Origin of the sequence: Sporolactobacillus sp. CQH2019, assembly GCF_028765345.1 — a bacterium.
Lineage (GTDB): Bacteria > Bacillota > Bacilli > Bacillales > Sporolactobacillaceae > Sporolactobacillus.
Window position 1 is genome coordinate 39,271 of the sequence record NZ_JARAJZ010000007.1, and the last position, 18,832, is coordinate 58,102.

Annotated in this window: 25 protein-coding genes and 1 pseudogene; 15 read left to right on the forward strand and 11 right to left on the reverse strand. The window is 46.5% G+C overall.

The annotated features are described in order from the left end of the window. Positions 1-4 precede the first annotated feature (4 nt). The gene (locus OYT88_RS11060) at positions 5-484 is read left to right on the forward strand and encodes an ASCH domain-containing protein (RefSeq protein ID WP_274400051.1); all 480 of its coding nucleotides are present in this window, start codon (positions 5-7) and stop codon (positions 482-484) included. A gap of 181 nt (positions 485-665) precedes the next feature. Beyond that, positions 666-1,148 carry a DUF3995 domain-containing protein gene (locus OYT88_RS11065; protein WP_274400053.1) on the forward strand — a complete coding sequence of 161 codons (483 nt, stop codon included), beginning with the start codon at positions 666-668 and terminating at the stop codon, positions 1,146-1,148. 119 nt (positions 1,149-1,267) lie between these two features. On the opposite strand, the gene pdxR is transcribed toward OYT88_RS11065, so the two are convergent. Further along, on the reverse strand, positions 1,268-2,698 hold the full coding sequence (gene pdxR, locus OYT88_RS11070; protein ID WP_274400055.1) for a MocR-like pyridoxine biosynthesis transcription factor PdxR: 1,431 nt from the start codon (positions 2,696-2,698) through the stop codon (positions 1,268-1,270). 90 nt (positions 2,699-2,788) lie between these two features. Between pdxR and OYT88_RS11075 the strand changes: the two genes are divergently transcribed. Further along, complete coding sequence (locus tag OYT88_RS11075; RefSeq protein WP_274400056.1) at positions 2,789-3,220, forward strand: GNAT family N-acetyltransferase; 432 nt, start codon at positions 2,789-2,791, stop codon at positions 3,218-3,220. A gap of 293 nt (positions 3,221-3,513) precedes the next feature. On the opposite strand, the gene OYT88_RS11080 is transcribed toward OYT88_RS11075, so the two are convergent. Beyond that, complete coding sequence (locus tag OYT88_RS11080; protein ID WP_274400057.1) at positions 3,514-3,729, reverse strand: hypothetical protein; 216 nt, start codon at positions 3,727-3,729, stop codon at positions 3,514-3,516. Positions 3,730-4,321: 592 nt separating this feature from the next. Here OYT88_RS11080 and asd point away from each other — a divergent pair. The 6 genes from asd to OYT88_RS11110 all read left to right on the forward strand — a co-directional run bounded on the left by asd (position 4,322) and on the right by OYT88_RS11110 (position 9,055). Further along, on the forward strand, positions 4,322-5,440 hold the full coding sequence (asd, locus tag OYT88_RS11085; RefSeq protein WP_274400058.1) for an aspartate-semialdehyde dehydrogenase: 1,119 nt from the start codon (positions 4,322-4,324) through the stop codon (positions 5,438-5,440). 390 nt (positions 5,441-5,830) lie between these two features. Then, complete coding sequence (locus OYT88_RS11090) at positions 5,831-6,316, forward strand: GNAT family N-acetyltransferase (protein ID WP_274400059.1); 486 nt, start codon at positions 5,831-5,833, stop codon at positions 6,314-6,316. A gap of 353 nt (positions 6,317-6,669) precedes the next feature. Beyond that, positions 6,670-7,008 carry a carboxymuconolactone decarboxylase family protein gene (locus tag OYT88_RS11095; RefSeq protein WP_274400060.1) on the forward strand — a complete coding sequence of 113 codons (339 nt, stop codon included), beginning with the start codon at positions 6,670-6,672 and terminating at the stop codon, positions 7,006-7,008. Between the two features lie 141 nt (positions 7,009-7,149). Continuing rightward, positions 7,150-7,359, forward strand: a complete 210-nt coding sequence (locus OYT88_RS11100) for a hypothetical protein (protein WP_274400061.1) — start codon at positions 7,150-7,152, stop codon at positions 7,357-7,359. 326 nt (positions 7,360-7,685) lie between these two features. Then, positions 7,686-8,315: an HAD family hydrolase gene (locus OYT88_RS11105; RefSeq protein ID WP_274400062.1), complete on the forward strand. Its 630-nt coding sequence runs from the start codon at positions 7,686-7,688 to the stop codon at positions 8,313-8,315. 131 nt (positions 8,316-8,446) lie between these two features. After that, positions 8,447-9,055: a transglutaminase-like domain-containing protein gene (locus OYT88_RS11110; protein ID WP_274400063.1), complete on the forward strand. Its 609-nt coding sequence runs from the start codon at positions 8,447-8,449 to the stop codon at positions 9,053-9,055. A 262-nt stretch (positions 9,056-9,317) separates the two neighbouring features. Here the strand turns inward: OYT88_RS11110 and OYT88_RS11115 are convergent, their stop codons facing one another. The 7 genes from OYT88_RS11115 to OYT88_RS11145 form a co-directional block, all read right to left on the reverse strand. Then, on the reverse strand, positions 9,318-10,079 hold the full coding sequence (locus OYT88_RS11115; protein WP_274400064.1) for an ABC transporter permease: 762 nt from the start codon (positions 10,077-10,079) through the stop codon (positions 9,318-9,320). 2 nt (positions 10,080-10,081) lie between these two features. Continuing rightward, positions 10,082-10,840, reverse strand: a complete 759-nt coding sequence (locus OYT88_RS11120) for an ABC transporter ATP-binding protein (protein ID WP_274400065.1) — start codon at positions 10,838-10,840, stop codon at positions 10,082-10,084. Further along, positions 10,824-11,198, reverse strand: coding sequence for a DUF1048 domain-containing protein (locus OYT88_RS11125; RefSeq protein WP_274400066.1), 375 nt, complete (start codon positions 11,196-11,198; stop codon positions 10,824-10,826). Before OYT88_RS11125 ends, OYT88_RS11120 begins: the two co-directional genes overlap by 17 nt. Before the next feature lie 9 nt (positions 11,199-11,207). Continuing rightward, the gene (locus tag OYT88_RS11130; RefSeq protein WP_274400068.1) at positions 11,208-11,555 is read right to left on the reverse strand and encodes a DUF1048 domain-containing protein; all 348 of its coding nucleotides are present in this window, start codon (positions 11,553-11,555) and stop codon (positions 11,208-11,210) included. Beyond that, a complete protein-coding gene (locus OYT88_RS11135; RefSeq protein ID WP_274400359.1) occupies positions 11,552-11,860 on the reverse strand; it encodes a PadR family transcriptional regulator in 309 nt (102 codons plus the stop codon). The genes OYT88_RS11130 and OYT88_RS11135 overlap by 4 nt, the downstream gene beginning before the upstream one ends. A 414-nt stretch (positions 11,861-12,274) precedes the next feature. After that, positions 12,275-13,141 (reverse strand): pentapeptide repeat-containing protein, encoded by an 867-nt coding sequence (locus tag OYT88_RS11140; RefSeq protein ID WP_274400070.1) that lies wholly within the window; start codon positions 13,139-13,141, stop codon positions 12,275-12,277. A 14-nt stretch (positions 13,142-13,155) separates the two neighbouring features. Beyond that, a complete protein-coding gene (locus OYT88_RS11145; protein WP_274400072.1) occupies positions 13,156-13,482 on the reverse strand; it encodes a PadR family transcriptional regulator in 327 nt (108 codons plus the stop codon). Between the two features lie 138 nt (positions 13,483-13,620). Between OYT88_RS11145 and OYT88_RS11150 the strand changes: the two genes are divergently transcribed. Both OYT88_RS11150 and OYT88_RS11155 read left to right on the forward strand, forming a co-directional pair. Beyond that, positions 13,621-13,869, forward strand: coding sequence for a hypothetical protein (locus OYT88_RS11150; RefSeq protein ID WP_274400074.1), 249 nt, complete (start codon positions 13,621-13,623; stop codon positions 13,867-13,869). Between the two features lie 107 nt (positions 13,870-13,976). Then, positions 13,977-14,216, forward strand: a complete 240-nt coding sequence (locus OYT88_RS11155) for a hypothetical protein (protein WP_274400077.1) — start codon at positions 13,977-13,979, stop codon at positions 14,214-14,216. Between the two features lie 184 nt (positions 14,217-14,400). Here the strand turns inward: OYT88_RS11155 and OYT88_RS11160 are convergent, their stop codons facing one another. Next, the gene (locus tag OYT88_RS11160; protein WP_274400078.1) at positions 14,401-14,781 is read right to left on the reverse strand and encodes a carboxymuconolactone decarboxylase family protein; all 381 of its coding nucleotides are present in this window, start codon (positions 14,779-14,781) and stop codon (positions 14,401-14,403) included. 90 nt (positions 14,782-14,871) lie between these two features. Here OYT88_RS11160 and OYT88_RS11165 point away from each other — a divergent pair, with 90 nt between their 5' ends. Continuing rightward, positions 14,872-15,240 carry a MerR family transcriptional regulator gene (locus OYT88_RS11165; RefSeq protein ID WP_274400080.1) on the forward strand — a complete coding sequence of 123 codons (369 nt, stop codon included), beginning with the start codon at positions 14,872-14,874 and terminating at the stop codon, positions 15,238-15,240. A gap of 68 nt (positions 15,241-15,308) precedes the next feature. Here OYT88_RS11165 and OYT88_RS11170 read toward each other — a convergent pair whose 3' ends face one another. Beyond that, positions 15,309-16,517 (reverse strand): MFS transporter, encoded by a 1,209-nt coding sequence (locus OYT88_RS11170; RefSeq protein WP_274400082.1) that lies wholly within the window; start codon positions 16,515-16,517, stop codon positions 15,309-15,311. A gap of 137 nt (positions 16,518-16,654) precedes the next feature. Here OYT88_RS11170 and OYT88_RS11175 point away from each other — a divergent pair, with 137 nt between their 5' ends. The 3 genes and pseudogenes from OYT88_RS11175 to OYT88_RS11185 all read left to right on the forward strand — a co-directional run bounded on the left by OYT88_RS11175 (position 16,655) and on the right by OYT88_RS11185 (position 18,825). After that, positions 16,655-17,533: a LysR family transcriptional regulator gene (locus tag OYT88_RS11175; RefSeq protein ID WP_274400084.1), complete on the forward strand. Its 879-nt coding sequence runs from the start codon at positions 16,655-16,657 to the stop codon at positions 17,531-17,533. 140 nt (positions 17,534-17,673) lie between these two features. Beyond that, positions 17,674-18,133 (forward strand): annotated as a pseudogene (locus OYT88_RS11180) (GNAT family N-acetyltransferase). 77 nt (positions 18,134-18,210) lie between these two features. After that, complete coding sequence (locus tag OYT88_RS11185; RefSeq protein WP_274400085.1) at positions 18,211-18,825, forward strand: nucleotidyltransferase family protein; 615 nt, start codon at positions 18,211-18,213, stop codon at positions 18,823-18,825. Positions 18,826-18,832 lie beyond the last annotated feature (7 nt).

Below are 18,832 nucleotides of genomic sequence, written 5' to 3' on the forward strand. Positions count from 1 at the left end.
CAAAATGGAAAATGATTCGGCTGCCCAATTATGGGCGGACTATCGGAAAATAAATCCGGATATACCTGAGAGCTGTGAAGCCTGGGCTTTCGGCGATTCAAGGCAGACGGCCGATCATCTTGCCGGCTTGGTCTTAAACGGTACAAAGACAGCGACGGCATCCAATTACAAATTATATCGTCTGGAAAATGCTCCATTGCCGCTTGTCGGCCTGTACAACATCATTTTGGACGGAGAAGAAAAGGCTGTGGCTATTGTCAGGACAACAGATGTGAGCGTCGTTCCATTCGATGAAGTGACTGAAGAACACGCTTATCTCGAAGGCGAAGGAAACCGCACGTTAACGTATTGGCGCCAGGTTCACCGAGCCTTCTTCAAAAAGGAATTGGAAGGGGTCGGGCAGACATTCAACGACAAAATTCCGGTCGTCTGCGAGACCTTTCAGGTTGTTTATACGCGCGGGCAGGCGGACAGTCGCCAGTAAAGCGCAAAAAACCGCCAGCAGCTGTCAGCAGTAAATGGCAGAAAATCATCAGTAAGGTCCGGAAATCAATAAGCGTGAATAATCTGAACTCAGATAGCAGAATCAACGGCAAGCGGCGGGAATAACGCGAATGGTTGTCCTATTTAGGAAAAAAATGTACCGCCGGGCAGAGGGAGTCGGGATGAAAATACAAACGGATGGCCGATTTTTATACGCCGGTGTGATCTGGACCGTTATTTTTGCCGGGATAAGCTTTTATTGGGCATCGGGGGGAATGATCGGCGCCAGGTCGCTTGGCGGCTCCATTTATAGACTGGCATTGCATCCGCCCCCGGGTTTTACAGCAATGATTTGGACAACGGGAGTCATAAAATTGTTCGGGGCTCTCCTGCTTATGCTGCTGCTGATTAAATGGCGGAATCCTGCCATTCGGAAAGTTCTTTATTTAATAACCAGGTTTTCCGGGCTGCTGCTGTTTTTATACGGTCTGCTCAATTTTACAACAATATCTTTAAGTGCTGCCGGCTTCTTAAACTTTGCACTAGGAGAATATGCTACTTTCTGGAGGTTGGCTTTTTGGGAACCGCTTTGGATGATCGGCGGGATTTTCTACTTTTTTGCTGTTAAGAAAAAAAGTAATCGATCCTTAGAAGCAGCTGATTAAATCATCACTATAAAATGGAACTTCGAATTTTAAAAAATCACATGACAGATGTATCGGACCAATCGATTCTATTTTTATACAAGAAGCTTGAGATTATTTTCCGTTAAAAAAAGTTGCGGTCACTTTTTCCATGCCAGGGAGAGGCGCCTGATTCCTTCTCCGATTTCATCACCGTTTAAACCGGCAAAGCCAAGCAGGATCTGCGGATGTTCCGGTTTGAGTCCGGCAGCATAGTAAATGGATGTGGGATATACTTTTACGCCTTCCTGCAGGGCAGCAGCGATCAATTCTTTCTCGTTCATCCGGCTGTTTATTTGCAGGATAAGATGGAGGCCCGCCTTCTCCCCAATGACGGCAACGGCCTTATCCATATATTGATGAATCGCCTGGATAATTGCCTGGTGTTTCTGTTTATAGAGCGTCCGCATACGATTGAGATGATGCTCCCAGTCTCCGTTTCTCATAAATTCCCGAATCAGCTGCTGATTGAGCGAGGACGCACTCTGTTTATACAAAGAAAATCGTTTTTTGTAGCAGTCGGCGAGCGGCACAGGCAGAACCATGAAACTGACGCGGAGTGATGGAATTAATGATTTGGAGAAGGTCCCCAGATAGATTACTGAACGGCCGCGGTCCAATCCTTGCAAAGAAGGAATGGGCCTGCCTATGTAGCGGAATTCCCCGTCGTAGTCGTCTTCAATAATCCACCGATTGTTGTTCTGATTAGCCCACTCAATCAGCGCCATCCGTTTAGAAACCGGGAGGATCATGCCGAGCGGAAACTGATGGGACGGGGTAACGTAAACGGTTCCTGCATCCATTCGCCGAATCTGATCGACAGCCAGCCCGTCTGCTTCAATAGGAATGTCTGCCATAGGAATGCCGAGATCCCGCACGAGGCTGCGGACTCGATGAAACCCCGGATTTTCCATTGCGAACGGCATTTGTCCGGGGAGAATAGATAACAGCCGGCTTAACAAAAACTGGGTTCCGGCGCCGACAGCGATCTGAGACGGTGTGCTGATCACTCCTCTGGACTGGTAAAGATAGCCGGCAATTTCCCGGCGAAGAGCGGACAGCCCCTGAAAATGTCCATTCTGAAAAAAACAGGATCCTTCTTCGGTAAACAACCAGCGGCTGTACTTCCTGAAGAATTGAAAGGGGAAGTGGCTGATATCCACTTTGCCGTGACTGAAATCAATGAGATCCGATTGTGGCTCACTCTCGGTATCCGGGTATTTGTTTCTGAATTTCTCTCCGTCCGGGAAAAGATGTTCCGTTCGATAGATGACAAACAAACCGCTGCGCGGGCGGCTTTCGACATAGCCTTCAGCGAGCAGCTGCTGGTAGGCGTTGTCAACCGTATTCAGGCTGACCTTCAGATAAGCAGAAAGTCTTCGTTTCGATGGCAGCTTACATCCATATGGCAGACGTTTCGTTTTAATTTCCTGAGTAAAATAATCAAACAGCTGGATATACAAGGGGCGTTTGTTTGCGCGGCTCAATTCAGGCATGACGGTGTTCACTTGCGTACTGTGCCGATTTTCCAAACTGATCCCCCCTGCTGGTTGAAAACTGGCTCTTTGCCTCATACCAGTTATCGCATATAATCACAGAAAAAGGAAGAGGGAGATTGGCATATGGTTGTCGTTCATGAGCTGAAAAGCGAAGAAGAATGGCGGAAGGCTTATTCCGTCATGCACCAGCTTCGCACGCATTTGGATTTGAAAACTTATCTGGAACTTGTCGCTTACGCCTGCCGCCATGGGGGCTATCGCCTTTTTGCTTTATACGAAGGAGAAAAATTGGTTTCTGTGGCCGGCTTAATGCCGATGACCACCTTATATTACGGAAAATTTATCTGGATAGGCGATCTGGTGACGGACGAAAGAATGCGTTCAAAAGGGTATGGCAGCCGCCTGCTTGATTTTATCCACACCTGGGCAGCAGGGCAGGGCTATTCGATAGTTGCCTTATCCAGCGGACTGCAGAGAAAAGAAGCCCATCGATTTTATCGGGAAAAAATGGGGTACGATCCGGTCAGCTACGTATTTAAGAACGAGTTAGGCTGAACGGGCAACTGAAATTTTTTTAGAGAGCGGCCGCCGCGGAATAAACGTTTTGGGGTTATTTGTTCCAACACGCCGCCATCCTTTTAGCCGCGTTCCCGGCGTACCGGCCTACACTTTTTATTCGGCATAGGCGGCTTGGATCAGGCAGCGTTTTTTTTCATCATTCTGCCGTACTGGCGGCAGGGATATCATACCAAGGCTATTAACCCATTTTCCTGCAGGGCCGTCAGATGATGATCGACTTTTCCTGGGACTGTCAGTCTCTCGAAAGACGGAGAGCGTGTCTGCGATCGCTAAACTTTCGCGACGACCGATAAACTGGGTGCGACGGCCAATAAAACCAGTGACGACCGAAAAACAGCATCTAACGACCGATAAACCTGGCGCGACGACCGATAAATTCCCGGCAACGACCGATAAACCGGATCTAACGACCGATAAACGGCCTGCTGCGGTCGATAAAAGCCACGGCCGAGCTCTCTATGCTGGCTGATATTTGTGAGATACATAAAAACCGGCAATATCAGTAAAAAAACTGCCTGCTTTCCTGCAGAACATGTTGTTGTCCGCAAAAAATCTGCCTGGCACAACCTATCACCGTTCGCAAAAAATATTGCCGCCCTCCAAAATAGGTTGTCCGTCCGTGCACAAATATCTTTTACAGCAATAAAATTGCATTGAGGCACTTTTGGCTCCTGTTATTTTCAGTCAGTCGGACGTCGCTGTCTTGCAGAGGGCCGTTTCCGCGATTTAGTCAAAGCAGGATTCTGCATCTGCGGGCTGTAGCGCTGCCAATTTACGGCCCGGCATCTTTTGCCGGTTTTTCAATGGATCGATCGCTGTCATTGCTGCCGGATCTTTTGACTCCGCGGATTCAAAGCATTGCCTTCTATAATCCGTGTATCTATTTTATAATGAAGGAAAAGAAACCTTAATGACCGCGGCGCGGCAAGAGATATCTTTTTTCGAGATTTTCCAGAAGTGACCCGGCCGGGGAAACGGGCGTGCAGGAATCCGGATCGGACGAACGTTCGATAATTTCCTGCTTTTCGGTTGAATCTGTAGTATAATAACTTTAATTTTATAAAGAGGGTGGGAAGTATGGATGACAAACTGAAGGTTGGAATTCTTGGGGGAACGGGCTTTGTCGGACAGAGATTCATCACCCTGCTCGAAAACCATCCTTTTTTTGAAGTGGCGGCCATAGCGGCAAGTCCCCGGTCCGCCGGCAGGACATATGAAGAAGCGGTTAAAAATCGATGGAAGCTGAATATCCCCATACCGGATTCCGTGAAGACTATTCGGGTGAAAGATGTTCATGAAGTCGATGAAATCAGCAAAGAAGTGGATTTTGTCTTTTGTGCGGTTGATATGCCTAAGGCTGAAATAAGGGAACTGGAGGAACAGTATGCGAAAGCGGAAGTTCCTGTAATCTCGAATAATTCTGCCCATCGGCTGACTCCGGATGTCCCGATGGTGATTCCGGAAATCAACAGCGATCATTTGAGAATCATTGAAAGTCAGAAAGAACGTCTGGGCACAAAATACGGTTTTATCGCCGTGAAACCGAACTGCTCGATTCAGAGCTATGTCCCGCCGCTGCACGCATTGAAAGAGTTTGAACCGACCGATGTGATTGTCAGCACTTATCAGGCCATTTCCGGTGCCGGAAAAACGTTCAAAGACTGGCCGGAAATGAATGACAATGTCATTCCTTTTATAAGCGGGGAAGAAGAGAAGAGTGAAAAGGAACCGATGAAGATATGGGGAAGAATTGAGGGCGACGGCATTGTGAATGCCTCTTCTCCAAGAATCAGCACTCAATGTATCCGCGTTCCGGTCTCAGACGGCCATCTGGCGACGGTTTTTGTCACTTTTAAACATAAACCGACAAAAGAACAGATTCTTGAGCGGTGGGCGTCATACAGCGGAAAACCGCAGGAATTGAAGCTGCCGACTGCCCCCCGGCAGTTCCTGAAATACATGACCGAAGACGATCGGCCCCAGACAAATCTGGACAGAGATTTTGAAAACGGCATGGGAATCACGATCGGCAGACTGCGCGAAGACACAATCTTTGACTATAAATTCGTCTGTCTGTCTCACAATACGCTGAGAGGAGCGGCTGGCGGCGGGCTGCTCACGGCGGAACTGCTGAAGAGCGAAGGCTATCTTATTTCCAGAGAAATAAAGAAAGCCGGACTGTCGACCAGTCTCTGAGGCCTAATTAATAAGAGCTGTTCAAAAAGGAAGGCAATTCGGGCCTTCCTTTTTGATATGACTGAATCGATCCGGAGTAAGGGTCGGAGAACGGCAGCAGAGAGAAATAGAAATGGAATTTAGTATCATTGCCGGGCGGGTATTGGAAGTCTTTGATAAATCAAAGTCAGTTTAAGCCGGAATGTGATTTCAAAAGGTCTTGTTCGAATGACGGTCACGCGGTTATGACGGAGAAAACGGGGGTTGCTGTGCGCCGGTCTTCCTTTTTTGCTGCCGAAAAAAAGGAAGGACAGTGAACGACAGAGGCTTTTTGTACTTCTGCTGTTTAAGGACACAGCGGAACACCTTTCAAAGAGATCCCGGAGGTCGGGAAGGAAGCATTTTAATAAAATGGATCCATCAAAAATTAGTTTGGCTTTTTACTCAGATGAATACAGCGAGGCTGTCCGACGGTATGTCATAAAAGAGCTGCATTTTACCGGTTCTCCTCAAGAGGCCGTTGAAACATGTAAAAGGGAATCCGATCGGTATGCGATTCTGGTTTTAGACGAGGAAACGGTTGTCGGTTTTTTTGTTCTGCATGGCCGGGCAGGTGCGAAAAAATACACAAATAATCGCAAAGCGCTTCTTCTCCGCACCTTTTCGATTGACAGCCGTTTTCAGGGAAAAGGATATGGAAGACGGACGATCGCTCTGCTTGATATATTTGTGAAGGAGCATTTCCCTAATACAGATGAGGTTGTACTGGGCGTGAATCATGCGAATGTTGCGGCTCAGAAGCTTTATCTGCATCACGGGTTTGCTGACACCTGCCGAAGGGTCACGGGCATTCACGGAGAACAACTGGTATTATCCAAAAGGCTTGGTCGGAAGTAGAAACTACGCTGAAGAAGATAATGCACACGAATACGTACAGGGACTATGCGGTCTAAAGGAAAAGAAGCAATATCGGGAGCCGGCAGAGGGATTGGTAAGGTTATTGCCCTATATGATGAGAACGGAGCAGTTATTGTTTGTACAGCCTGAACCGAACAGAGTGAATTCTCAGGCAGTAAACGGCACCCAAATAGTTTGTAATCCCAGCCATATGTAAGTGCTCGTTAAGATAAATTTTTCACAAAATAAAAAAAGTGCAAAGATTTGGCTGAATTTAATGGATAATTGGCGAAAGGTGAAGTTAGTGTCTGATCCAGGCACCACTCAAAAAATCGTCGCGAGGAGAGATATCGATGACCGCGGAACAGTTGAAAAAACAACGTCAGACCTACAATAAAAAATTAATCGAAGCAGATTCTTTTTTTAAAGAATTTAGTACTTTGGATGAAAAAGCTTACGCTGAAGGAGCAATAAGTAAAAAGAACAAAGAGTTAATGGGCCTAGCGATTTCGGTGGCTACCCGCTGTAATGAGTGTATTTTTTATCATCTGGAAACTTCGATGAACGCCGAAGCCACTTTTGATGAGATCATGGAAGCAATAAAAATTGGTGTTATTGGCGGAGGTTCGATTACTTACCCAAATGCGAGATTTGCGTTGAAAATAATTGAAAAATTGATGAAAGAGAAATAACTTTGAGAAAATCAGGAACGTCCAATTTCGATGCAAGATCCGGAAACTCGAAGAAGTATTGTTAGATACAGGGCCTGCCGGAACAATTTTTAATGCGCATAGAGTTGAAAGGTTAGGAGTACCCCTGAAGCGGATGCTGTCGTGGACACAGTAAGAGGGGTTGAGTATGTTTATACTAAGATTTTTGCTGCGGTTTGTTTTGAAGGGGTCTGCCTGAAAAAATTTCAGGCAGAAGTTGGGAGTATAGATTATGGAATGAACATTGACGGGATTTTGAGATTTGACTTTATCCAGCACATACAATTTATTATAGATAACAAGGCTATGCGTGCGTATTCTTTAAAAAAATGATAGGTTCCAAAACAGAAAACTGCCACATAATTATGAGGTGATTTCTTTTATGAAAAAAATGAATGAGTCTCTTAATTTTTGCGGGAGATCTTGCGATAAAATCTGAAAAATATAAGAACCGAAGGACAATTTCGGCATATTCGCGTATGACGCTTATTGGTATAATAAATACAAAGGAATTTAACAGAGTCATCGGAAAGAGCCTGCTTTTCTGCTGTCGCCTGTGACATTCATTGGTATTGCAAATCAATGTGTCGTTTTAATTTTCAGATGGCGATTCGAAACAGTTCATTGAGAGTACAGGACATCATAAGAAGGTCATTTTCATGATTAAACTGATTATTTTTGACTACGACGGTGTGATCGTCGATTCTTTGTTTGCCGTCTATGATATTTATCTGACAATCGGAAAGAAACTCAATGTAGTGATGCCGGCTACAATCGATGCGTTTAAAAAAATATATACGGATGATTTTCGGGAATGCTACAGGCATCTTGGTATCGTTGATGAAAATCAAAAAAAGGCTGTCAAAATTTTTAAAGAAGAATTGGAGAAAAAAACGCCGCAACTTTTTCAGGGGATCAGAGAGGTTTTGACCTGGGCGAGTCATGACTACCGTCTAGTTCTTGTTTCTTCGAATTACACCCATGAAGTGATAAAGAATCTGGAAAATGAAGGTATAAGGAAATATTTTGCGCTGGTTGAGGGAAACAGTGCCATTGATAAGTCTGAAAAATTCGGCCATGTGTTAAAGACATTTGATGTGGCTCCGGATGAAGCGATCGTCATTGGCGATCGAACGGCCGATTTGCTTTCTGCACAGGAGACAAATATAAAGAATGTTATCTTAGTGGATTATGGATACGGCTACGACCGAACAAAATTTCACAATCAAATGACGGTGAATCAGCCTCTCGATTTGATTAGCTTAATTAAAGCGATTGATGATAAGTGAATATCGGGTAGTGGCCTAATGTCCGTTTGTTCGTATTGATTTGGCCTTTGCATTTGATCTGTTTTTTTACTCCCGGGTATGATCAAAAACAAACCGGGAAAAGATGGCAGCGACAGAGGGAGGCGCCTCTTGTGAAGCTAATTCCGGAATCCCGCTTTTTGAAGGACTATTTACAGGAAACGGACATTATTGACTGTTCCCATCCTTCAATTATTAATGCAGGAAGAAAATTATTCGGACAGGGACAATCTGATCTGGAGAAATCAAAGACAGCTTTTGAATTTGTCCGCGACTGCATCCACCATTCCTGGGATATACAGCATACGCGTGTCACCTGCATGGCATCGGATGTTCTTAAATGGAAAGAGGGAATCTGTTATGCAAAGTCTCATTTGTTGGCTGCATTACTAAGATCTCAAGGCATACCGGCGGGTTTTTGCTATCAGAGACTGATGCTTTTTGATACTCCTGAAAAGGGATATTGTCTTCACGCTCTAAATGCCATTTTCATCAGGCAATTGCACAAATGGATTCGTCTGGACGCTCGGGGAAATAAAAAAGGAATTGACGCACAATTTTCGACGGACCGTGAGATTCTTGCTTTTTCAGTTCACGACCGTTTAGGAGAGAAAGACTATCCGGTCATTTACAGCCATCCTCATCCCAACACGGTCAATGCGTTATTGAAAAATGATGATGCTCTGAATATGTATCTTCATCATTTGCCTAGTGACATTTGATGAACATGAAAAAGAAGAGATTAACGATACGTGATCTTTTTTATAGAAGAGATAGTTATAGGGTATAGGATTCTGCGGCGCGGGAGCCTGTGGCCGCGCACATCTCTTTTGCACTTTTTCTTAGCAAGCCGGATGAGGGAGAGAGGGATGGAAAGCGAAATACGCCGCCGTTTCGAAGGGAGGGCGGCGACGTATCTTCCGGCAGACGTACCCGTCAGTAGGGAAATACCTAATCAGAGCTATCAGGTTCGTATAACCATCTTCATACTGCTTTACGTTTATAGACCCGCATGGCGAAAACGTAGGCAACAACAAGAATGCCCAAACACCAGGCGAGCGCAGTCCAGATGTCGTTGCCGACAGGCTGCCGGGCAAGCAGGGAACGTATTGCATTGACGATTGCGGTGACCGGCTGGTTTTCGGCGAAGGCGCGGATCGGTCCGGGCATGGACGAGGTGGGCACAAACGCCGAACTGATGAACGGCAGGAAGATAAGCGGATAGGAAAAGGCGCTCGCACCATCCACCGATTTTGCGGTCAGTCCGGGAATCACGGCGATCCAGGTCAGGGCCAGCGTAACCAGTGCGAGGATACCTGCCACGGCCAGCCATGGTAATATCCCCGCCGACGAACGAAAGCCCATAATCAAAGCTACAAGAATGATGATGATAACCGAAAGGGCGTTTGAGACCAGCGAAGTCAGCACATGCCCCCACAGCACGGAGGAACGCGCGATCGGCATCGAGTAGAAGCGTTCGAAAATGCCCCGCTGTTTATCCATGACCAGGCGGACAGCCGTGTAGGATATGCCGGTGGCAATCGCAATCAGCAGGATGCCGGGCAGCAGGTAATTCACGTAATTATCCGTGCCGGTTTTTATCGCTCCGCCGAACACATAGACAAACAGCAGCATCATTGCGATCGGCATAATGGCAACCGTGATGATGGTGTCCATACTGCGGAAAATATGGCGCATGGAACGGCCAAGCATCACGCTCGTATCGCTGAAAAAATGTCTGTTCATCGTTATTTTTCCTCCTTCTTGCCGACGATTGCGAGGAAGATTTCTTCGAGCGTCGGCTGTTTTTCCACATATTCCACCTTTGCGGGCGGAAACAGCTTTTTCAGCTCTTCAAGCGTGCCGCTCACGATAATTCGTCCCTCATGCAGAATTGCAATTCGATCCGCAAGCTGCTCGGCTTCCTCCAGATACTGCGTGGTCAGGAACACGGTCGTGCCGCTGTCGGCAAGCTCTTTTACCGTCTTCCAGACCTCGATGCGCGCCTCAGGGTCAAGCCCGGTGGTCGGTTCGTCAAGAAAAATAAGCCTCGGTTTTCCGATCAGGCTCATGGCGATATCGAGCTTGCGGCGCATACCGCCCGAATAGGTGGAAACCCTGCGGTCGGCGGCCTCGGCCAGGCCGAAGCGTTTCAGTAAATCATCGGCGATCTGCCGCGGATTTTGGAGGTGGCGCAGCCTGGCGATCATGATCAGATTTTCCCGCCCGGTCAATATTTCGTCTACGGCGGCGAATTGCCCGGTCAGGCTGATCGATTGGCGCACATCGTCGGGCTTTGCTGCAACGTCGAAGCCGTTTACGGCGGCGGTTCCGCCGTCCTGTTTAAGCAGCGTGGTAAGGATCTTAACAATCGTCGTCTTGCCGGCGCCGTTGGAGCCGAGCAGGGCGAAAACCTCACCTCGCTTCACGTCAAATTCGACGCCCTTCAGGACTTCCGTGTCCTTGAAAGATTTCTGCAGGCCTTTCACTTCAATGGCTTTTTCCATCGCGAGATCCTCCTTCCTTATCCGTAACCTTTTTCATGGCCTTGTTCACTTCATGGTTAACAGATTCCTGATAGATGTCAGCGTAAGTTTTTGAATCTTTGATTAGATCGTCGCAGAAAGCTGCTACGTCCCTGCCTGTCACCTCGAGCACGCCTTTCCCCAGGGCCGCGCCTTCTTCAAAAAGATCGACAATCCCCGACAGCAAACCTATCCCGTCGGTTAGTTCAACAGGGCCGACCTTAAAAAGATATTTTTGAATCTCTTTATAAACAATCTGATAATCTTGCGGGAGCGCTTTGACGCGCGCCATGTGCGCCCGCCATTCTTTTTTGCCTTCGATGATATCCTGTATGCTCATTTTGTCCTCCTATTTGCCTAATTTTTTAGCGATATTATTATTGAGTTGCTCGCGCCACTTATCGCGAAAAGACTTGGCTCCTTCTTCGCCGGCCAGCGCTGAACAGAAGCCTTTGATATCGTCGCCCAATACTTCCCGGGCACTTTGACCGTCCGCTGCCGCCTCTTCGAGCAGGCCAAGCACACCGTCAAGAATCGGCATGAGGTTGCGGCCGGTGAAATCTGAGTGCGGCCAAAGATTGGCCTTGATTTTTTCCCATGCCGCTTGATAATCTGCCGGCAGTTTTTTGGCTCGCGATTCAAAAGTTTTCAATTCTTTAGTCATGTCGCTGCCTGTGACTTTTTCCCAAAAATTCATTGCTTTTCCTCCTTTAACTCATTAATTTTTGATGATACGAACTCCCATTTTTTCCAGAACTTCCGCAGTTCCTCGTGCCCCGCGTCGTTAAGCACGAAAAACTTTCGCGGCGGCCCTTTGTCGGAGGGCTTTTTGGTGACCTCTACCAGCTTGCTTCTTTCCAGCCGAACCAGGATGGTGTACACCGTTCCCTCCACAACATCCGTGAAGCCGAGGGCGTTCAGCCGCCGCGTGATTTCGTAGCCGTAGGTTTCTTTGCGGCTTATAATTTCCAGGACGCAGCCTTCAAGCACGCCTTTAAGCATTTCCGTTAGGTTTTTCAGCACAATCGCCCCACTATTCCGTATGACTTATATTCTGTATCACTTACTACAACTATATAGTAATACGCAATAGATGGCTTGTCAATGGCGGTTGTTCTAATAATGAATTTCCTCTAAAACGCAAAAGGCATACCGGCAAGCAGGGCTACAGCTGCCTATCTTTATTCGAGTGCAAAATAATCCGATTGTTTCCGCCAATAAAAATGGCGCACGTTCTGGATGGCTCAGTTTCGCATAATCTTCGCTTATCGTAAGATAAAGATTTGACCTCAATAGGAAATCTCTGCCCGGCCGGGTGCTGGTTATTCTCTGAAATGACAGGTGGTCGATCCGAGACGCCGAAAACGGCCGATAGGACCGCAAATCCAGCCGGAAGGGAACCCAAATTTTCCGGGCCTAAATGACAGTAACTTTTGATAGATCGGCTTTTGCACCTTTGAGCGCAGCATAGGTCAGCTTATCCATCATCGCACCGTCAAAGCAGATAGTTTTAATGGCGCGGTAATACTTTTTGGAAAAAGTAATCGGTGCAAGGAAGGATACATTTTTGAACGTCGCCCCTCCAAACATCGCTTCGTTCAGCGCCGCTTTGTCGAACTTGACGCCGATAAATGTCTGCCCGTCGAGGCACAGGCCCCGCAGGTCGGAATATTTGAAGTCTACGCCGTCAAAGGTACAGTTTTCAAATAGGGTTTTTCTGAGATCGGTCATTGTCAGTTTGACGTCGGTCAGTTTTACGTCTGCAAATTTGGCCCCGTTCAGATCCGACGTGCTGATATTGGTGCGGACAAGAATCGATTGCCGGAAACTGGTATCTCTGAGATCGCTGGCGTATAGCGTGCAGTCAGTCAGGTTCGCACCATCGAAATTGGCTTCGCGCAAAGCGCTGGCGGCGAACGAGCTGCCGGTTAAATCTGCACCCGAAAAGTCGGAGCCGCGCAAAGCGCTCCCTTTAAATTTTCCTTTATGTGCGGTAACGCCGGCAAAATCGCTTTTCTGCAGATCGCTCGCGTTGAAGTTTATCAGCGCCTGCCGCTCCAGCGAGCGAGAAGAGTTGGCAACTTCCTGTACCGTTTGCTCAATATCGCCGATGCTGTCGACCGTCATCTGGAAAGCCGTTTCATCGTCCTTGCCCTCGTCCCTGAGCTCGCGGAACCGCTCCTGCAGATCGGTGAGCAGGTCAGCCTTCAATTCGGCAACACTTTTTACTCCATCATAAGGCGCGAAAACGTCATTCAAATAATCCGTTAACTTTTCATTCATAACATCCGATCTCCTCACAATAAGTTGTCAAGTACGCGCTTGGCGTATTCCCAGTTCCTTTTGTTCTCCGAATAAACGGCTTTCCCTTTTTCGGTGATCTTATAGTACTTTCTTCTGCCTCCTTGTGTCTGGTCGCCCCAGTAAGAAACGATACATCCGTCGCTTTCCAGCCGTTTCAGGCTGGAATACATGGTCGCCTCCTTCAGCTCGTATTCGCCATTAGAATTTTGCCGGATCAATTTTGTGATTTGATAGCCATATTGGTCTTCGTCTATCAACAGTTTCAAAATCATTGTATCTGTATGCCCTCTGAGTAAATCGGAGGAGAGTTTTTTATTCATCGTATGCCCCCTCGTCAAATATAATATAGGTCATATTACTATGACCGTCAATATAATATGATCGTCGCTATACCATGATTATCATTAATTTAGAGGAAAATGGATTCTAAGGTAAAAATCTCAGGCAGAAATCGGAGAATGAATGATGAAATAGAGACAGACGAAACTTCAGAATTGGATTTTATCCGGCATTTATTACCAGATAACAAAGCCGCCTTATGTGAGTGGGGTCACCCTATTAATCTCTATGATTTCAAAACCAGTGGAAGGGGGCTGCCTTGTTTCAATGATGAGGGGAACGAAATACTGAGACGGGATCGAACCGGCGGGCCGATTCGGAGCAGCTGGAAAAATAGACTTGATTCTTTTCAAAATGGCTGTGATTAATGCGCATACAATTAAAAAAAGCCATTTACTTTTGAATCGACAGCAAATGGTTAAAAAAAAAATTAAATAGGTATCCCTTATCGATCGGTGCATTCGGTTTATCGGCCATGGCACTCCGCTTATTGACCAGTCCCCTCGGCTTATCGGTCATCGCAGCTGATTTATCGGTCGACATGGGCAGTTTATCGGTCATTGTACGTGATTTATCGGTCGACAAAGGCAGTTTATCGGTCATCGCAGGCGATTTATCGATCGCCGCCGGGAGTTCATCAGTCGGTGCCCCCGGTTTATCGATTGCCGCGGGAATTCATCAGTCGGTGCCCCCGGTTCATCAGCCGTCGCAGTAAGCTGATCAGTCGTTAGGCGCCGTTTATCGGTCGTCACGTCCGTTCTATCGATCGTTGCGGCAGTTTATTGATTGCGGAAGGAAACGCTTTTCATCTTTCGAGATTGACGATCGCAGAAAAAGTAAATCATCGTCTGATGACATAGCAGGAAAATGGGCTAAAGAGATACTGATAAAAACTTATTTTATATGAGTCCTCTTTCTTGAAAAATTTTCTTGGCTGCGGCTGCCGCATTTAACGCTCTGGGGAAACCGGCATAAGGGACACAGTGAATAAAAATTTCAGCAATTTCCTTGGGCGTCACGCCGACATTTAGTGCACCGTTGATGTGGACGCGCAGCTGATTTTCTGCACCGCCGATTGATGCGAGGCTGCTTAATGTGATTCGCTCGCGCTGTTTCAAGTCCAAAACAGGGCGAGTATAGATGTCTCCAAAGGCAAATTCAATGATGAACCTTCCCAAATCAGGAGCGACGTCTTTCAAAGATTGAACGACCTCGGTTCCTGCACCGCCGTCCACTTCGGACAATTTTTCCAATCCGGCTTCATAACGATTTTTCTCCATGTTTTTTATCCTCCTTTTTTTTGCTACAATCTAAGCGTAAGGGCTGGAGTATACTCTATGTCAAATCAAAATTTACGGGGAGGCATTCGGATGGATTTTTCAATCGGCGACTTTGCAAAATTAACCGGACTAAGCATTTATACGCTTCGCTATTATGAAAAGGAAAAATTAATTTTCCCCGGCAGGGATGAGCATAATCAAAGACGCTATACGGAGAAGGACAAAGCCTGGATTGAATTTATACTCAGGCTGAAAGAAACGGCCATGCCTTTAAAAGACATACAAAAGTATGCGAAGCTGAGATATGAAGGCGACCAAACGATGGAAGAAAGACTGGAAATGCTCCGCCTGCACCGGCTGTCGATACTCGAAAAGAAAAAAGCGTTAGAAAATAATCTCAGCCACTTGGATAAGAAAATTGAAATCTACAGGAGAGCCATTCTTTCCGCAATGAAATAATCTTTATTCTGCATTCACATTTTTAATGAGTTCCAGGGGACCCGTTTTATCATGTTTTTAAAACGGCTTTACTTGCCGCTTGCTGCTCCGGTTTGAGCCGGATGGAGAGTCTGCCGCCCGGGACCGAGAAGAAAGATAAAGAACAGCGTCAGGAGGGACAGGATTCCGCAACTGAACCAAGCAAGCGGAAACAGATGGCGGCTCTGAACAAAATCGAAGAACGGGCCGCCGATGAGATTGCCCGCTGCTGCTCCGATCGCCCAGCCGAGATCGACAAATCCGTAGCAGGTGCTGAGCCGGTTTTCGGGGGCCCGTTCGGAAACCAGACTGTCGATTGTCGGAAGGGTCAATACCTCGCTCGTACTGAAGAGCAAAACAAAAAGAAATATGGACACTAAATGAGGAATCAGGCCAAGGATGAAGTAAGCGGCGCTCATCGAAAGAAACCCGAAGCATAGAATGAACCGGCCGGAAAATTTCTGGAAAAATAATTTTGCAATGGCGTATTGAAGAGAAATCACAAATAATCCGTTTATCGTGAATAAAAATCCGGTCAGAGAAGGCCTTTGAAAAAAATCGTTCATGTATAGGGGAATGGCCAGATTGAACTGGCTGTACACGAACCAGAAAATCGCGTTCACGAGTGCCAGAATCATCATGACGTAATGATGAAAAACATAATGGAACAGGTCTGCGGCAGGAATTTTCTGTTCGGCATGGATGTCATCGGGACCGGCAAACAAAATGAAAAGCAGAAAAATCAAATGAGCCAGAGCCGTCAGCATAAATATCCAAAAAACAGAGTAGCGGTAAAGCAGTCCGCCCAGTATCGGGCCGATTGCCAAGCCGATATTGATCACTGTATTGCGCAGAGCAAAGACTGCCTGTTTTGAGTCCCCGGCCAACTTGACAATAGTCGCCATTAAACCTGGAGCGAATAAGGCACCGCCTAGGCCGACGCATGCCGAAGCCAGAAAAATTGATGAAATATGACCGGCGGAGCTATAAAGAATGTAACCGATCAGCCGCACTGACAGACCGATGATCAGTAATCTTCTTTCCCCGAACCGATCGCTCAGTATGCCCCCAAAAAAAGTCAGTCCGCGCTGGCAAAGTACATTGACCGTCAGGACAAGTCCGATCGTGCCCGCTGATAGCTTCAGGCTGCTCAGATACTGGCTCAAAAAAGGCAGGATCATGAATGAACCAGTGTTGGTAAGCAGCAAGCCGAATAAGATAAGGGCAAGTCGCGGATGTATGCTCTTAAACAGTTTCATATCATCAAGTTCCTTTCTTAATCATGGATTTTGCCCCTTTTCAGAAAGCAACTTCATCTTAATCGATTGACTTCTATTTGATAAACGAATAGTTTTAATAGTATTAATGAAAAAAATAAATAGAAAGAAGGCCGGCCATGGATCAGGAACAACTGGAAACGTTCCTGACGCTCGCGGAAACGTCCAGCTTCACCAAGACCTCGGAAATACTGAATGTTGTCCAGTCAACCATCACCGCACGAATCAAGACCTTGGAAAATCAATTGAACAGGAAATTATTTGATCGAGGTACGCGCTATGTCCGATTGACGCCCGACGGCCGTCTATTTCTCTCTCATGCCGGGAAAATAGTCAGTCGAATGAGGCAGGCTGAGGCGGATCTGCGGATCAGGGGGAAGGTTGACTATCGGATCGTGATCGGCGGACTGAATACGATCTGGGACAGTTCAATCTATTATTTAATAGAAAAGCTGTGCGCAAAGGGTACAATATCGGTCCGGACGGTCACCGACCACTCGTCGCATCTAATCAACCGTCTTCAGGAAGGGTCCATTGATGCCGCGTTTGTCTTCATTCCGCCGCGTTCTTCCTTATTTGAAAAAAACCTTTTCCGACGGGAGCGGATTCTCCTGATCGGCAGCAGTAAAAGTTATCAGGCAGTTCAGTCTCTCTCACGGGAAGAAGTGTTTCGGAACGGCAGGCTGCTGTACCAGAATTGGGGCATTGCCTATGACGAGTGGTTTAAAAGCGAATTCGGAGCAGATACCGCAGCGGGTGTCCGGGTTGACTATTCCGGCCTGGCTTTAAGATTAATCTCGAATCTTGATTATCTTGGATTTTTGCCGGAAAGTGTCGCCCGGGAAGGGGTGAAAAAAGGTATACTGAAATCTATAGAATATTCTTCCAAAACAGCGCCTCCGGATATGACGGTTTACTTGACCTATCTGAAAAGCAGGGAAAGGGAATACCGCCTTGCATCGTTTTTGGCATTTGTACGAGAAAATGCCCGACGATGAAACTTAGGATTCGCCCATTTCAGTTCAGGCTCACCTCAATAATCGCATTTTTGCTATTAGATTTATCGTGAAGGAGGGGCACGCGCATGTATCCAACTTCTGAAAGACTGCTCTTTCGCCCGTATGATAATCACGACTTGATGTTCTTGCATTCATTGCTCTCCGATCCTGAAGAAGTCCGCTTTATCGGTAATGGAAGAACTCGTGACGAAGAGGGGGCCCAACGATTTCTGGACTGGATTTACGCTGCGTACAAAGTAGATCCGCGTTTGGAGCTCATGGTGCTGACCAGAAAAAAGGATCACGTAAAAATCGGGCACGCCGGTCTCGTGCCTCAGACAGTTGATGGAACAAGAGAAATCGAAATCGGCTATTGGGTCGCCAGAAGTTATTGGAATAATGGCTACGACCGAAGCGGCCCGTGCGCTGTTTCATTATGGACAAACGAATTGCGGCATCAAAAGATTCATTGCACTAATTCAGAGCGGAAATACGATTTCTCAAAAAGTTGCTGAAAAAATCGGCATGAAATGTGAAAAAAAAATCACACTTACGGGGAAAAAAGTCAAGGTTTATTCAATCGAAACTGGGCCGGGATAATCTGTATGCGTTCACAAGTTGGCGGCACACACGCTGCTGACAGCTATTTCAGGATGCCGGGGGCGGGGGGAAGAATAATGCTGGAAAATAAGGCTGATATTCTATCTTTTATAGAAAATGATCGGGAAATAATAAAAATATTGACTTTAGTACGTGATTTAGATCTTCCGGATAGTTGGGTATGTGCAGGTTTTCTACGTTCAAGAATCTGGGATTACCAGGCTCAATTACTTCATCGTACGCCTGTTCATGACATTGACGTCATCTATTTTAACGACCGGTTTATTGATGACTCATATGAACAAAAAGCGCAGTCTCAATTGAAAGCTAAGGAGCCTGGATATCACTGGGAGGTGAAAAACGAAGCACGTATGCATGTACATAACCCTGATACTGCTCCTTATGCATCTTCAACCGATGCCATTTCTAAATTTCCCGAAACGGCTACAGCAATTGGCGCACGACTGGATGCGCATAATCAAGTCATTTTGACAGTTCCTCACGGAGTCAGTGATTTATTGAGTATGACTGTTCGACCGACACCTTTTACTCGGGAAAAGAAAAAAAGGATGATGATTTATAACGAAAGGATGAAACAAAAAAATTGGCAAAATAGTTGGCCTTTACTAAAAATAATAGCTCGATTGCCCGGTCTGCATGAATTGGCAGAGAAAGATCGTAAGCTAAAATAAAGAGGGC

What these genes read in the sequence shown, in the direction of transcription:
- OYT88_RS11140 (WP_274400070.1), bottom strand. Translation starts at nt 13,141, where the DNA reads ATGAATGAAAAGTTAACGGATTATTTGAATGACGTTTTCGCGCCTTAT.
- OYT88_RS11175 (WP_274400084.1), top strand. Translation starts at nt 16,655, where the DNA reads ATGGATCAGGAACAACTGGAAACGTTCCTGACGCTCGCGGAAACGTCC.
- OYT88_RS11120 (WP_274400065.1), bottom strand. Translation starts at nt 10,840, where the DNA reads ATGGAAAAAGCCATTGAAGTGAAAGGCCTGCAGAAATCTTTCAAGGAC.
- OYT88_RS11075 (WP_274400056.1), top strand. Translation starts at nt 2,789, where the DNA reads ATGGTTGTCGTTCATGAGCTGAAAAGCGAAGAAGAATGGCGGAAGGCT.
- OYT88_RS11165 (WP_274400080.1), top strand. Translation starts at nt 14,872, where the DNA reads ATGGATTTTTCAATCGGCGACTTTGCAAAATTAACCGGACTAAGCATT.
- OYT88_RS11095 (WP_274400060.1), top strand. Translation starts at nt 6,670, where the DNA reads ATGACCGCGGAACAGTTGAAAAAACAACGTCAGACCTACAATAAAAAA.
- OYT88_RS11145 (WP_274400072.1), bottom strand. Translation starts at nt 13,482, where the DNA reads ATGAATAAAAAACTCTCCTCCGATTTACTCAGAGGGCATACAGATACA.
- OYT88_RS11160 (WP_274400078.1), bottom strand. Translation starts at nt 14,781, where the DNA reads ATGGAGAAAAATCGTTATGAAGCCGGATTGGAAAAATTGTCCGAAGTG.
- OYT88_RS11130 (WP_274400068.1), bottom strand. Translation starts at nt 11,555, where the DNA reads ATGAATTTTTGGGAAAAAGTCACAGGCAGCGACATGACTAAAGAATTG.
- OYT88_RS11105 (WP_274400062.1), top strand. Translation starts at nt 7,686, where the DNA reads ATGATTAAACTGATTATTTTTGACTACGACGGTGTGATCGTCGATTCT.
- OYT88_RS11170 (WP_274400082.1), bottom strand. Translation starts at nt 16,517, where the DNA reads ATGAAACTGTTTAAGAGCATACATCCGCGACTTGCCCTTATCTTATTC.
- OYT88_RS11090 (WP_274400059.1), top strand. Translation starts at nt 5,831, where the DNA reads ATGGATCCATCAAAAATTAGTTTGGCTTTTTACTCAGATGAATACAGC.
- OYT88_RS11185 (WP_274400085.1), top strand. Translation starts at nt 18,211, where the DNA reads ATGCTGGAAAATAAGGCTGATATTCTATCTTTTATAGAAAATGATCGG.
- OYT88_RS11155 (WP_274400077.1), top strand. Translation starts at nt 13,977, where the DNA reads ATGGCACTCCGCTTATTGACCAGTCCCCTCGGCTTATCGGTCATCGCA.
- OYT88_RS11135 (WP_274400359.1), bottom strand. Translation starts at nt 11,860, where the DNA reads ATGCTTAAAGGCGTGCTTGAAGGCTGCGTCCTGGAAATTATAAGCCGC.
- OYT88_RS11065 (WP_274400053.1), top strand. Translation starts at nt 666, where the DNA reads ATGAAAATACAAACGGATGGCCGATTTTTATACGCCGGTGTGATCTGG.
- OYT88_RS11115 (WP_274400064.1), bottom strand. Translation starts at nt 10,079, where the DNA reads ATGAACAGACATTTTTTCAGCGATACGAGCGTGATGCTTGGCCGTTCC.
- OYT88_RS11125 (WP_274400066.1), bottom strand. Translation starts at nt 11,198, where the DNA reads ATGAGCATACAGGATATCATCGAAGGCAAAAAAGAATGGCGGGCGCAC.
- OYT88_RS11060 (WP_274400051.1), top strand. Translation starts at nt 5, where the DNA reads ATGGAAAATGATTCGGCTGCCCAATTATGGGCGGACTATCGGAAAATA.
- asd (WP_274400058.1), top strand. Translation starts at nt 4,322, where the DNA reads ATGGATGACAAACTGAAGGTTGGAATTCTTGGGGGAACGGGCTTTGTC.
- OYT88_RS11150 (WP_274400074.1), top strand. Translation starts at nt 13,621, where the DNA reads ATGAATGATGAAATAGAGACAGACGAAACTTCAGAATTGGATTTTATC.
- OYT88_RS11080 (WP_274400057.1), bottom strand. Translation starts at nt 3,729, where the DNA reads ATGTATCTCACAAATATCAGCCAGCATAGAGAGCTCGGCCGTGGCTTT.